The organism is Ferrimonas kyonanensis DSM 18153 (assembly GCF_000425405.1).
Classification (GTDB): Bacteria; Pseudomonadota; Gammaproteobacteria; order Enterobacterales; family Shewanellaceae; genus Ferrimonas; species Ferrimonas kyonanensis.
On record NZ_KE384364.1, the window covers coordinates 48,345 to 61,108 of the forward strand.

Annotated in this window: 11 protein-coding genes and 1 tRNA gene; 1 reads left to right on the forward strand and 11 read right to left on the reverse strand. The window is 56.8% G+C overall.

Annotated elements, in window-relative coordinates; genetic code table 11:
• Window position 1 precedes the first annotated feature (1 nt).
• From H598_RS0115695 to recA, 6 genes are all read right to left on the reverse strand, one after another.
• Window positions 2-91, reverse strand: a tRNA-Ser gene (locus tag H598_RS0115695).
• Window positions 92-362: 271 nt separating this feature from the next.
• Entirely contained in the window at window positions 363-557 is a 195-nt protein-coding gene (gene csrA / locus H598_RS0115700) for a carbon storage regulator CsrA (RefSeq protein WP_028109924.1), read from the reverse strand.
• 104 nt (window positions 558-661) lie between these two features.
• Window positions 662-1,879 carry an aspartate kinase gene (locus H598_RS0115705; RefSeq protein WP_028113842.1) on the reverse strand — a complete coding sequence of 406 codons (1,218 nt, stop codon included), beginning with the start codon at window positions 1,877-1,879 and terminating at the stop codon, window positions 662-664.
• Between the two features lie 3 nt (window positions 1,880-1,882).
• Entirely contained in the window at window positions 1,883-4,504 is a 2,622-nt protein-coding gene (gene alaS, locus H598_RS0115710; protein WP_028113843.1) for an alanine--tRNA ligase, read from the reverse strand.
• A 140-nt stretch (window positions 4,505-4,644) separates the two neighbouring features.
• Window positions 4,645-5,097, reverse strand: a complete 453-nt coding sequence (locus H598_RS0115715) for a regulatory protein RecX (protein ID WP_028113844.1) — start codon at window positions 5,095-5,097, stop codon at window positions 4,645-4,647.
• 3 nt (window positions 5,098-5,100) lie between these two features.
• Window positions 5,101-6,147: a recombinase RecA gene (gene recA, locus H598_RS24660; RefSeq protein ID WP_035416040.1), complete on the reverse strand. Its 1,047-nt coding sequence runs from the start codon at window positions 6,145-6,147 to the stop codon at window positions 5,101-5,103.
• Between the two features lie 196 nt (window positions 6,148-6,343).
• Between recA and mutS the strand changes: the two genes are divergently transcribed.
• Window positions 6,344-8,872 (forward strand): DNA mismatch repair protein MutS, encoded by a 2,529-nt coding sequence (gene mutS / locus H598_RS0115725; RefSeq protein ID WP_211227320.1) that lies wholly within the window; start codon window positions 6,344-6,346, stop codon window positions 8,870-8,872.
• A gap of 58 nt (window positions 8,873-8,930) precedes the next feature.
• Here mutS and rpoS read toward each other — a convergent pair whose 3' ends face one another.
• The 5 genes from rpoS to surE all read right to left on the reverse strand — a co-directional run bounded on the left by rpoS (window position 8,931) and on the right by surE (window position 12,763).
• Complete coding sequence (gene rpoS, locus H598_RS0115730; RefSeq protein ID WP_028113846.1) at window positions 8,931-9,923, reverse strand: RNA polymerase sigma factor RpoS; 993 nt, start codon at window positions 9,921-9,923, stop codon at window positions 8,931-8,933.
• Between the two features lie 81 nt (window positions 9,924-10,004).
• The gene (locus H598_RS26140) at window positions 10,005-10,829 is read right to left on the reverse strand and encodes a peptidoglycan DD-metalloendopeptidase family protein (RefSeq protein WP_084144504.1); all 825 of its coding nucleotides are present in this window, start codon (window positions 10,827-10,829) and stop codon (window positions 10,005-10,007) included.
• A 26-nt stretch (window positions 10,830-10,855) separates the two neighbouring features.
• Complete coding sequence (locus tag H598_RS24670) at window positions 10,856-11,392, reverse strand: YqaA family protein (RefSeq protein WP_051252788.1); 537 nt, start codon at window positions 11,390-11,392, stop codon at window positions 10,856-10,858.
• Window positions 11,379-12,017, reverse strand: coding sequence for a protein-L-isoaspartate(D-aspartate) O-methyltransferase (locus H598_RS0115745; protein ID WP_028113848.1), 639 nt, complete (start codon window positions 12,015-12,017; stop codon window positions 11,379-11,381). Before H598_RS0115745 ends, H598_RS24670 begins: the two co-directional genes overlap by 14 nt.
• The gene (surE, locus tag H598_RS0115750) at window positions 12,014-12,763 is read right to left on the reverse strand and encodes a 5'/3'-nucleotidase SurE (protein WP_028113849.1); all 750 of its coding nucleotides are present in this window, start codon (window positions 12,761-12,763) and stop codon (window positions 12,014-12,016) included. Before surE ends, H598_RS0115745 begins: the two co-directional genes overlap by 4 nt.
• Window position 12,764 lies beyond the last annotated feature (1 nt).

A 12,764-nucleotide genomic window follows, 5' to 3' on the forward strand; every position in this document is an offset into this window, starting at 1 on the left:
ATGGCGGTGAGGGAGGGATTCGAACCCTCGATACCGATCAAGGTATACGCCCTTAGCAGGGGCGCGCCTTCAGCCACTCGGCCACCTCACCATTTCGACTTGGTTTATTCGGGGTAAGTCGCCCCTAGCCACCGTTCGCCGAGTCATCCTCAGCTGCGGTGCGGGGCGTATATTACGTTGTCGCAGAAATATGTCAAACGCTTTTTCCTGCGCCACAAGCCAATTGCAGCGTTTTTGGCCAAGCCGAGCTCATTTAAGGCGGTAACGGCCAAAAACTCAACTATTGAACGCTAAAAACAGTGACCAAGCCGGGGAATAACCCTGCGGGCATAAAAAAACCGACGCAGTTGCGTCGGTTCTTTTTAGAAGTTTCCACCCTGCGGAGTGCCGTCTTTTTCGGCTTGAATCCGCATGTAGATCTCTTCGCGATGAACGGAAACCTCTTTGGGGGCATTTACACCAATACGTACCTGGTTGCCTTTTACTCCCAAAACGGTAACGGTAACTTCGTCACCAATCATCAAGGTTTCGCCTACGCGGCGAGTCAAAATCAGCATTCTTTCGCTCCTCTCTCTTCAAGTCCACCGCTCCTAGCGACGGAATCTTGCAGCGCTATTATAAAGTTAGCCTAGATTAATTCTACCCACATCGGCAGATATTCTCAGTCTTCGCCCAATCCAAATGAACTGTGAAGGCTTCGGACCGCAAGCTCAAGATACTTCTCATCGATGGCAACGGAGATTTTTATCTCTGATGTGGCTATCAAATGAATCTTAATCCCTTCCCGCCCCAAGACCTCAAACATCTGCTTAGCAATACCGGTGTGGTACTGCATGGATGCTCCGACAACGGACACCTTGCAGATGTCTTGGGTTTCTATCAGCTGGTCAACTCCCAGCTCTGGCATCAACGGTTCGATCAGTGATTTTGCCAGAGTAAAGTCATCCCGGTGAACCGTAAAGGTTAAATCAACCGAATCATTCGCCGCTGACGACTGAACGATCATGTCGACCTCTACTTTTGCCTCCGCCAATGGTGAAAAGACGGTGGCGGCAATCCCCGGCTGGTCCTTTAACCCAGTCAGAGTAATGCTGGCTTCCTCGCGGCTAAACGCAATGCCGGTTACACAGGCATCAGATTGGCAATGGCTGTCATAGTTGATCAGAGTGCCCTCTCCTTCCTTGAAACTCGACAACACCCGTAGCGGGACCCGGTGACGGCCGGCAAACTCCACCGACCGTATCTGCAGCACCCTAGCGCCCATGCTGGACATCTCCAGCATCTCCTCAAAGGTGATGTGATCCATTTTACGAGCCTTAGGTTCTACCCTTGGATCAGTAGTATAGACCCCTTCGACGTCGGTGAATATCTGACATTCATCGGCACCAATGGCTGCCGCGAGTGCCACCGCCGTGGTGTCTGAGCCTCCCCGGCCTAATGTGGTCACTTCCCGGTGGGGACTGACCCCCTGAAAACCGGCCACAATGGCAACCTGTCCCAGGGCCAGGCATTCACTCAGCCGCTGCTTGCAGACGTGGGTGATCTCTGCCTTGCCGTGATGGCCATCGGTATCAATCCCTACCTGCGACGCCAGCAGCGATAATGCAGCGATTCCCCGCTTCTGCAACGCCATTGCCATCAAGGCGATGGAGATCTGCTCGCCAGTGCTCACCAACATATCCAACTCGCGCTCACTGGGCTTGGCGGATACTTGGGAGGCAAGCTCCAGCAGGCGGTTGGTTTCACCGGCCATCGCCGATAACACCACCACCACTTGATGCCCTTCCCTTACGGAGCGGGCGATGCCATCGGCGACCGCCTCAATGCGATCCAGGGATCCCACCGAGGTGCCGCCAAACTTCTGGACAAATAAAGCCACGACTTACAGCCGCTGAGCCAACCAGTCATTGACGGTCGCCAATGCCGATGGCACGGCGGCGACGTCGGTACCGCCGGCTTGGGCCATATCAGGACGACCGCCGCCTTTACCACCGACCTGTTGGGCCACCATGTTCACCAATTCACCGGCTTTGACTTTGCCGGTCAAATCTTTGGTCACACCGGCGATCAAGCTAACCTTGTCCGCTTTCGAGACGGCCAATACCACGATGCCTGAACCCAACTTGTTCTTCAACTGGTCCAGGGTGTCACGCAGCGACTTAGGGTCGGCCCCTTCCAGGTTCGCCACAATCACCTTAACGCCGCCAATCTCGATGGCCTGATCCGCCAGTGATGCACCGGCATGAGCTGTCAGCTTGGCGTTCAGGCGCTCTACTTCTTTCTCCAACCAGCGGCCTCGCTCAACCATGGTGCGAATGCGATCCGCCAAATTATGGGAGTCGCTTTTCACCATAGATGCCAGGTTATCGAACTGCTCGCCCAGCTGGTGCATGGCCTCGATGGCGTACTGGCCGGTAATCGCCTCGATGCGACGCACACCGGCGGCAATGCCACCTTCGGAAACAATCTTAAAGAAACCGATGTCGCCAGTGCGGTTGACGTGGGTTCCGCCACACAGTTCGGTGGAGAACTCACCCATGCCGACCACCCGCACTTCATCATCGTACTTTTCACCAAACAGCGCCATGGCACCGGCTTGCTTGGCATCGTCAATGTTCATCAGTCGGGTCGAGACATCGTGGTTGGCGCGAATCTGATCGTTCACCAATTTTTCGATGGTGCGCAATGTCTTGATGTTCAGCCCTTCGAAGTGGCTGAAATCGAAACGCAGGCTGTCGGCGGCTACCAATGAGCCTTTCTGGGTAACGTGCTCACCCAGCACCTTGCGCAACGCGGCGTGCAGCAGGTGGGTCGCCGTGTGGTTCAGCTTAATGGCCTGACGACGGTTCTCATCGATGGCGGCAGTCAACTCCTCACCAACGTGAATCTCACCACCGGAGACGTAGCCCACGTGCAGGATGGCGTTGCCAGCCTTACGGGTATCGGTAACACTGAAGGCACCGTCGGCCATCAGCAGTTCACCACGGTCGCCGCTCTGACCGCCGCTTTCGGCGTAGAATGGCGTGGTGTCCAGGATCACCTGTCCCTCTTGACCTTCCAGCAGTTGCGATACCGACTCGCCCTCTTTGTAGATGGCAATCACCTTGGCGGCCTGTTCGGTCAGCTCATAGCCACTGAACTCGGATTCGGCATCGATGCGCAAGACTTCGTTGTAATCCACACCGAACTTGCTGGCTTGCTGAGCACGCTTACGCTGCGCGGCCATGGCGTCATCAAAGCCCTGCTGGTCAATCTTGACTTCGCGTTCGCGAGCGATGTCAGCGGTCAGATCAGCCGGGAAGCCGTAAGTGTCATAGAGTTCAAATACCTTGGCACCAGGAATGGTGTCACCATCGAGATCCGTCAGTACCTCTTCCAACAGTGCCAGACCACGATCAACCGTGCGCAGGAACTGTTCCTCTTCGGTCTTCAGTACCTTGGTGATCACCGGCATCTGGGTGTTCAGCTCGTTGTAGGCCGCGCCCATCAACTCAGCCAGTTTCGGTGCCAGACGGTGGAAGAAAGGAGCCCTGGCCCCCAACTTGTGGCCATGACGGACGGCGCGGCGGATAATGCGGCGAAGTACATAACCACGACCTTCGTTGGAGGGCATAACGCCATCGGCCAGCAGGAACGCACAGGAGCGGATGTGGTCGGCGATCACCCGCAGTGAGTTGTTTTCCAGATCCGATACGTTCAGCAGTTGCGCCGATTGCTTAATCAGGCTCTGAAACAGATCGATTTCGTAGTTGGAATGCACGCCTTGCATGATGGCGGCGATGCGCTCAAGCCCCATGCCGGTATCCACCGACGGCTTGGGCAGCGGATTCATGGTTCCGTCGGCCTGACGGTTGTACTGCATGAATACGATGTTCCAGATTTCAATGAAGCGGTCGCCGTCCTCTTCTGGCGTGCCAGGACGGCCGCCCCAGATGTGGTCGCCGTGGTCGTAGAAGATCTCGGTGCAAGGACCACAAGGTCCGGTATCACCCATCTGCCAGAAGTTGTCGGAGGCGTAAGGTGCGCCTTTGTTGTCACCGATGCGGATGATGTTGTCTGCCGCAACGCCGATCTGATTCAGCCAGATGTCGTAGGCTTCATCGTCGGACTCGTAGATGGTGACGCACAGCTTCTCTTTTGGCAGCTTCAACTCTTCGGTCAAAAACTTCCAGGCAAAATGAATGGCATCCACTTTGAAATAATCGCCGAAGCTGAAGTTACCCAGCATTTCGAAGAAGGTGTGGTGACGGGCGGTGTACCCCACATTTTCCAGGTCGTTATGCTTACCACCGGCGCGCACACAGCGCTGCGAGGTTGTGGCTCGGGTGTAGTTGCGCTGCTCGGCGCCCAGGAACACATCTTTGAACTGGTTCATACCGGCATTGGTAAACAGCAATGTCGGATCGTTATGGGGAACCAGGGAGCTGGACTCCAATACTTCGTGGTTCTGGGTGCGGAAATATTCCAGGAAAGCTTCCCGAATTTCAGCAGTGGTCATACGCATGCGGTCATCCTGAAAAAACTGATTGAGTGACGTTCGACAGCCACCTACCCACTGTGGGTGAGGCCGCTGCCCATACAAACGCTCAATTATATCCGCAAGGATGGTCTGCAAACCAGTAAAGAAGGGGAAATTACGAAAAATTAGCCGTGCTGGCGCAATTCATCAAAGGCAAACTGAATCTGCTCCGATTCAAAACCTCGCCCCATCAAAAAACGATAGGCTTTCTGGCGGCTAGCGTACTGCTCGATGTCGTTGCGTTGATAACGACGCTCAGCCACAGAGAGGCAGGCTGCCCACCAGTCCAACTCCTGTTGCTGCAGGGCGCTTTCAATCAGGGAAGAGGACACGCCTTTGGTTCTCAACTCCTGGCGCAGGCGGTTGGGGCCGACACCACGGTGAAAGCGACTGCGCACATAGCCCATGGCAAAACGGGTATCATCCAGGTAGCCCCAATCCTGAAGCTGCTCCATCAATGGTGCGTCTTCTGAAACAGAAAAGCCGCGTTGACGCAGCTTCTGCACCAACTCGGCTTTTGAGTGATCGCGGCGGCTGAGCAACCCCAGCGCCGCGTGTTTGGTCTCTTTGTCGCTCAGAGCTTACTCTCCTGCCGGAGCCTCGGCTTCGGCGCCTTCAAACTCATCTTTAGCAGGTTCGGCTTTGACCAGCAGCATGGCACGCAACTGAGTCTCGATCTCTTCGGCAATGGCCACGTTTTCCTTGAGGAAACGGATGCTGTTGGCCTTACCCTGACCGATTTTCTCGCCTTTATAGCTGTACCAGGCGCCGGACTTTTCGACCAATTTGTGCTTCACGCCCAGATCGATCAGCTCGCCCTCTTTGGAAGTGCCTTCACCGTACAGGATCTGGAACTCCGCCTGTTTAAACGGTGGAGCCACCTTGTTCTTCACGACCTTAACCCGGGTTTCGTTACCCACCACTTCGTCACCATCTTTAATGGCACCAGTGCGGCGAATATCCAGACGGACGGAAGAGTAGAATTTCAGGGCGTTACCACCGGTCGTGGTCTCGGGGCTGCCGAACATCACACCGATCTTCATCCGAATCTGGTTAATGAAGATGCACAGGGTGTTGGAGCGCTTAATGTTGGCCGTCAGCTTTCGCAGGGCCTGAGACATCAAACGGGCCTGAAGGCCGACGTGGGAGTCACCCATCTCGCCTTCGATCTCCGCCTTTGGTGTCAGGGCGGCAACGGAGTCGACAATCACAACATCGACGGCACCGGAGCGCACCAGCATGTCACAGATCTCCAGCGCCTGCTCGCCGGTGTCCGGCTGAGACACCAACAACTCTTTGACGTTAACACCCAGCTTCTCCGCATAGATAGGATCCAGCGCGTGCTCGGCGTCCACAAAGGCACAGGTCTTGCCCATTTTCTGCGCTTCGGCGACAACTTGCAGGGTCATGGTGGTTTTACCAGAAGACTCAGGACCGTAGATTTCTACAACCCGGCCGGCCGGCAAACCGCCGATGCCAAGCGCCACATCCAGACCCAGTGAACCGGTGGAGATGGACTCGATATCCAGGGTGGTGGCGTCACCGAGACGCATGATTGAGCCTTTGCCAAACTGCTTTTCAATCTGGCCCAGGGCGGCCGACAGGGCGCGCTGTTTGTTGTTGTCCATTGCAAGCTCCACTCTAAAATTCAATGGGTCGTTCTGTCATTTGTTGGGGTCAGTATACTGTATAGTCATACAGTATCAAGAGTTGTTTGCCATCTAGAGGCGAAATTCAATAACGGGTATCATAGCCGCTTCACTGAATTTGACTAGCAGGAACCTTGTGAGCACCCAGTCCGCGGCCCTTCAGCACCACACGCCCATGATGCAACAATACCTGACCCTCAAAGCTGAGCATCAGGACGTTATTCTGTTCTATCGTATGGGCGACTTTTATGAGCTCTTTTACGACGACGCCAAACGGACCGCGCAGCTGCTGGACATCACCCTGACTGCCCGAGGCAAAAGCGGCGGTGATCCTATCCCCATGGCGGGGGTTCCCTACCACGCGGTAGAGGGCTACCTGGCCAGGCTGGTGCAGATGGGCGAATCGGTTGCCATCTGTGAACAGGTGGGCGACCCCGCCACCAGTAAGGGGCCGGTAGAACGCAAGGTGGTGAGGATTGTCACCCCGGGCACCGTGACCGACGAAGCGCTGCTGACTGAACGACGCGATAACCTGGTGGCCGCGGTCTATGAACACCAGGGCCAGTATGGTTTTGCCACTCTTGACATGACCTCGGGCCGCTTCTTCCTCAATGAACTGGCGGACGACGATGCCCTACTGGCCGAACTGCAGCGAGTCAGCCCGGCAGAGCTGCTGTATTCCGAATCGTTTCCCGGCAAGGCGCTGCTGGAGTCCTGCCAGGGATTGCGGCGACGACCCGAGTGGGAGTTTGACCTGGCCACGGCCCGCAAGCAGCTCACCAGCCAGTTTGGCACCCGCGACCTGGCAGGCTTTGGCGTCGACAACGCCGCCAAAGGGTTGTGTGCGGCGGGTTGCCTGCTGCAGTACGTCAAGGACACTCAACGCACCGCCCTGCCTCATATCCGCAGCATCAGCCGTCAGCAAAACGGTGACTGCATCATTCTTGATGCCGCCACCCGCAAAAATCTGGAGCTGACTCACAACCTCAGCGGTGGCCACGACAACACCCTGGCGTCGGTACTGGATCGCACCGCCACCGCCATGGGCTCGCGACAGTTGCAACGCTGGGTGCATCAGCCACTGACGCAACGCAAGCAACTGAACCTGAGGCTGGATGCGGTGGAGGAGCTGCTGGACAGCGGCCTGTTTGTGGAGCTGTCTGAACTGTTGAAAGCCATCGGTGACATCGAACGGGTACTGGCCCGACTGGCGCTTCGCAGCGCCCGGCCACGGGATTTTGCCCGGCTTCGCAACGCCCTGACTCACTTGCCAGAACTCAAAGCAACCCTGGCGGACAGCCACAGCCCTCGCCTGGGACAGTTGATCACCCAGTTGGGGGAGTTTCCCGACGAACTGGCTCTGCTGGAGCGAGCCATCATCGACAACCCGCCGGTCCTGATTCGGGACGGCGGCGTTATCGCCCCTGGCTACGATGCCGATCTGGATTACTGGCGGGATCTGTCACAGGGTGCCACCGACTACCTGGCCGAGCTGGAACAGCGGGAACGAGACAACACCGGTATCGCCACCCTGAAGGTGGGGTACAACAAGGTGCACGGCTACTACATTGAGGTCAGCCGGGCCCAGTCGGCGCTGGTCCCCGCCAGCTATGTGCGTCGGCAAACCCTGAAAAACACCGAACGCTTTATCGTACCGGAGCTCAAGGAGCACGAGGACAAGGTGTTGACCAGTCAGGGCAAGGCGCTGGCTCTGGAGAAGCAACTGTATGAGCAGTTGTTCGACCTGCTGCTGCCGAAACTGGCCGATCTGCAGGAGTTTGGCTTTGCCTGCGCCGAGCTGGATGTGCTGCAGAACTTCGCCGAACGCGCCCAGAGCCTGAACTACTGCCGCCCGCAGCTGACCGATGACGCCGGAATCCACATCGAAGGGGGGCGTCACCCGGTGGTGGAGCAGGTGATGAAGGATCCCTTTATCGCCAACCCGGTCGCGCTGGCTCCCAGCCGCCGCATGCTGATCCTGACAGGGCCCAACATGGGCGGTAAGTCCACCTACATGCGCCAGACCGCCCTGATCACCCTGATGGCCCACATTGGCAGCTTTGTGCCCGCCGATGGCGCCCGAATCGGCCCGGTGGATCGGATCTTTACCCGCATCGGCGCATCGGACGATTTGGCCTCCGGCCGCTCGACCTTCATGGTGGAGATGACCGAAACCGCCAACATTCTTAACAATGCCGGGCCCAACAGCCTGGTACTGATGGATGAGATTGGCCGCGGCACCTCCACCTACGATGGCCTGTCCCTGGCCTGGGCGGCGGCCGAGTACCTGACCAGCAAAAGCCAGTCGATGACGCTGTTTGCCACTCATTACTTCGAACTTACCCAACTGCCGGACGTGCAGCCCGGTGCCGTCAACGTACACCTGGACGCGGTGGAACACGGTGACACCATCGCCTTTATGCACGCAGTTCAGGATGGCCCAGCCAGTCGCAGCTATGGCCTGCAAGTGGCTGCCCTGGCGGGCGTGCCCAAAGGGGTGATTCGACAGGCCAAGCAGAAACTGGCCCAGCTTGAGCAACTGGAACATCAGGGCGGACACACCCCACAGATGGCGCTGCCGATCCCAAGTGGTGAGCCCGAACGCCATCCGGTGGTAGAGATGCTGGAACAGGTTGATCCTGACAGCCTCAGCCCCCGACAGGCTCAGGATCTGCTGTACCGGCTCAAGCAGGAGCTGAACTGAGACAAAAAAACGCGGTCATCTGACCGCGTTTTTTCAATGCACCTAAGGGCAATGCCAGTCACTGTCGAAACAGTGCCTCGCTTGAGAGACCCTGAGCTCCCAGCAGATCTTTGAGCCGGCGCAACGCTTCCACCTGAATCTGACGAACCCGTTCCCGGGTCAGGCCAATTTCACGGCCGACGTCTTCCAGGGTGGAAGGCTCGTAGCCCAGCAGCCCGAACCGACGTGCCAAGACCTCACGCTGCTTGGAATTCAGCTCATCCAGCCAGCGCACCACCGAGTCCTGAATGTCATCTTCCTGAACCCTGACCTCCGGGCTGGCCCCATCGTCGTCGGCGATGATGTCCAGCAGCGCCTTATCGGAGTCGCCACCGATGGGCGTATCCACCGAGCTGATCTTCTCATTCAGCTTAAGCATCTTACTGACGTCTTCCACCGGTCGATCGAGCTTGGCCGCAATCTCATCGGCGGTCGGCTCATGATCCAGGCTGTGGGCCAGTTCACGGGCAGTACGCAGATAGACGTTGAGCTCTTTCACCACATGGATAGGCAGGCGAATGGTCCTGGTCTGATTCATGATGGCCCGCTCAATGGTCTGGCGGATCCACCAGGTGGCGTAGGTTGAAAAACGGAACCCGCGTTCGGGATCAAATTTTTCAACGGCACGAATCAAGCCCAGATTGCCTTCTTCGATAAGATCGAGAAGTGCGAGCCCACGGTTGTTGTAGCGACGGGCAATTTTCACCACCAAACGAAGATTACTTTCAATCATTCGATTGCGGGATTTAGCACAATCACGCTGCGCACGGCGAGCGTAATAGACCTCCTCCTCTGCAGTTAGCAGGGGTGAAAACCCGATCTCGCTCAGGTACAACTGAGTTGCATCGAGGTTCTTTTGCAGATCATCCTGAACCAGTTGATCTACTGCGGATTCATTTGCCTTGCGGGTCTTATTCGATCCTTTCTGAGCCGATTCAGTCCCCAAAACCGCATCGTCTCGATCGATTGCCACCGCAGCGGCACTGCTGTATTGCTTGTTATTCCGACTCATTGGCCAGTCTCCCAATTTGTCCCAAACCACATTGATTAATTCACGGTAAAGCCTCCATATACCTTGACGTCCCTTCAAAAATTACCGCTTAGGGAGATACCGTTCCGGATCCACGGGCTTACCTTTGTAGCGAATCTCAAAGTGCAATTTCACTCTGTCGCTGTCGGTTTGTCCCATCTCTGCGATCCGTTGACCGGCTTTCACTCCCTGTTGTTCGCGTACTAAGATTTTCTTATTGTGGGCATACGCACTTAGATAATCATCACTGTGTTTAATAATTATTAACTTGCCATACCCTCGCAACGCACTTCCGGCATACACCACCTTGCCTTGTGCCGAAGCCACAACAGGCGTTCCTTCCTTAGAAACAATGTCTAACCCTTTTAGCCCTTGCCCCGAATCGGAGTAACGCGCAACCACCTTTCCGGAGGTTGGCCATCTCCACCCGGCCACTTTTTTGGGCAGTTGAGAGTTTAACGACCTGTTAATAAATTGTGAGCTTCTTGTTGAAGCATACTCTTGAGAATTTTTGGGATCAACCGATTTAGTGTTTTCTTTTTGTTTTTTCGAATTGGTAGTACCAGATGTGGATTGACGAGCATTCACAGTGGTTTTCACTGTTTTTGGTGGTTTGGAGGTGGGTCTTGCTGCTTTTTTGACCGGCTCTAAATCAAGCCACTGCCCAACGTGTATGGTGTAGGGCGATCCCAGTGAATTGTTCTTTGCCAATTGGCGGAAATCGGTTCCCGACGCCCAGGCGATGGAATAGAGGGTATCCCCGGGCTGCACCTTGTAGCGTTTTTGATTGACGCTGCCTTTGACGGTGTCCCGAAACGTCTTGCCTGTGTATAAAGTTTCCACAGGCGCCGGGTTGGACGCCTGAAAACTGCAGCCGGCAGAGATCATCACCAACACAACCAGACAAAGACGAGTTAAAACAGGGCAATTATCGCACACAAAAACAATCCCAAAATGATCCAGCCTATCCAGGCATAATGAGCAGGCAGACGCCCGGTTTGCCGAGCAACCCAGGCCACCAGGTAATAGCGGCTGGCCCGACTGATCAAGGCAGCTACTGTAAACGATAGCAGCGAAATCCCACTGGCCCCGGCCGCCAATGTCGCCAGTTTATAGGGGATGGGCGTCAGCCCGGTTACCGCCAGTACCCAGGGGCCCCATTGCTGAAACAGCCCCAGGGTCTGCCGCAACTCCTCCTGGTAGCCCCAACGCTCCACCAGTGGCATCACCCAAACCTGCATGCCCCAGCGAGCCGCCAGGTAAGCCACCAGGCCACCGACCACAGCCGCCAGAGTGGTTACCGTCGCATAGTACCAGCAACGGCGAGGTCGGGCCCGACATAAGGGCGCCAGCAACAGCTCCACCGGTACCGGCAAGATAAGGCCTTCCAGAAACGCAAACGCCGCCAGTGAGCGGCGGCGTAACGATGAAGCACCCTTATTCCGTTGCACCGGCAACCAGAGGCACAAAGCGCACCCCTTCCAGCACTTCGCTGACAAAGCGATCCCCCTGACGGGTGATCAGGTGCAACACCTGTTCATTCTCTCCCAGAGGGATGACCATGCGGCCACCGTCGGCCAGTTGCTGCAGCAACGCTTGCGGCAATTCCCGTGCTGCGGCCGTCACAATGATGCCGGAAAACGGCGCCCTCGCCTGCCAGCCCTGCCAGCCATCGCCGTATTTGAAGGCGATGTTGTGCAGATCCATCTTCTTCAACCGTTGTCGGGCGGTGATCTGCAGGCTTTTGATGCGCTCAACGGTGCACAGCTGCGGCACCAACTGCGCCAGAATGGCCGACTGGTAGCCAGAACCGGTGCCAATCTCCAGCACCGGACCCGGTTGCAGTCCGGCCAGCAGCGCCTGTGTCATGCGGGCAACAATGTAGGGCTGAGAGATGGTCTGCCCCTGACCGATAGGCAGAGCGGTGTTTTCCCAGGCCCGCTGGGTCAGCGCCCCCTCGACAAAGCCCTGACGGGGCGTAGTAGCGATGGCATTCAGCACCCGGGCATCGGCAATGCCCGCTTGCTGAAGTTGTTGAGCCAACCTCTGACCGTAAGCCTGCGCATTGCCGATCATTGCCAGTCACCCATCCAGTTCTGTAACCCCGCCAACTGCTCGTGTGCCGTCAGGTCAACAGTCAGCGGAGTGATGGAGATGTAACCGTTGGCCACCGCATCAAAATCGGTGCCGTCACCGGCATCCTGCTGACGACCGGGAGGGCCGAGCCAAAAGATATCGCGGCCGGCCGGATCCTGAGTCCGAATCATGCCTTCGGCTTTGTGGCGAGCCCCCAACCGAGTGACTTTCACCCCCTGAATCTGTTCCGAAGGCAGATCCGGCACATTGATATTGAGGATCTGATCCGATGGCAACGGGTGTTGCTGCAGGTGCTGCACCAGCTTGACGGTAAACTCAGCGGCGGTCTCGTAATGGCGCATGTCCCGGCCTACCAAGGATACGGCAATGGTCGGCAGCCCCAGGTGACGCCCCTCCATGGCCGCCGCTACGGTACCGGAGTAGAGGGTATCGTCGCCAAGGTTGGCACCGGCGTTGATGCCGGAAACCACCAAGTCCGGCTCACCGTCCATCAGTTCCCGAATCGCCAGATGAACGCAATCGGTCGGCGTACCATTGACGGCGATGTAGCCATTTTCAATGGTCTGAATTCGCAATGGATTGGTCAGCGTCAGCGAGTTACTGGCACCACTGCAGTTGCGATCCGGGGCCACGGTGGTGACCTCGGCGATCTGCGCCAATGCTTCAGACAAGGCCCGGATACCCGGGGCATGAACGCCGTCGTCGTTGCTTACAAGAATTCTCATA

Bases quoted from the DNA above. Each gene is read 5' to 3' on its own strand.
- H598_RS0115745 (WP_028113848.1), bottom strand. From the start codon at position 12,017: ATGATCGGCAATGCGCAGGCTTACGGTCAGAGGTTGGCTCAACAACTT.
- H598_RS26140 (WP_084144504.1), bottom strand. From the start codon at position 10,829: ATGATCTCTGCCGGCTGCAGTTTTCAGGCGTCCAACCCGGCGCCTGTG.
- recA (WP_035416040.1), bottom strand. From the start codon at position 6,147: ATGGACAACAACAAACAGCGCGCCCTGTCGGCCGCCCTGGGCCAGATT.
- mutS (WP_211227320.1), top strand. From the start codon at position 6,344: ATGATGCAACAATACCTGACCCTCAAAGCTGAGCATCAGGACGTTATT.
- csrA (WP_028109924.1), bottom strand. From the start codon at position 557: ATGCTGATTTTGACTCGCCGCGTAGGCGAAACCTTGATGATTGGTGAC.
- rpoS (WP_028113846.1), bottom strand. From the start codon at position 9,923: ATGAGTCGGAATAACAAGCAATACAGCAGTGCCGCTGCGGTGGCAATC.
- alaS (WP_028113843.1), bottom strand. From the start codon at position 4,504: ATGCGTATGACCACTGCTGAAATTCGGGAAGCTTTCCTGGAATATTTC.
- surE (WP_028113849.1), bottom strand. From the start codon at position 12,763: ATGAGAATTCTTGTAAGCAACGACGACGGCGTTCATGCCCCGGGTATC.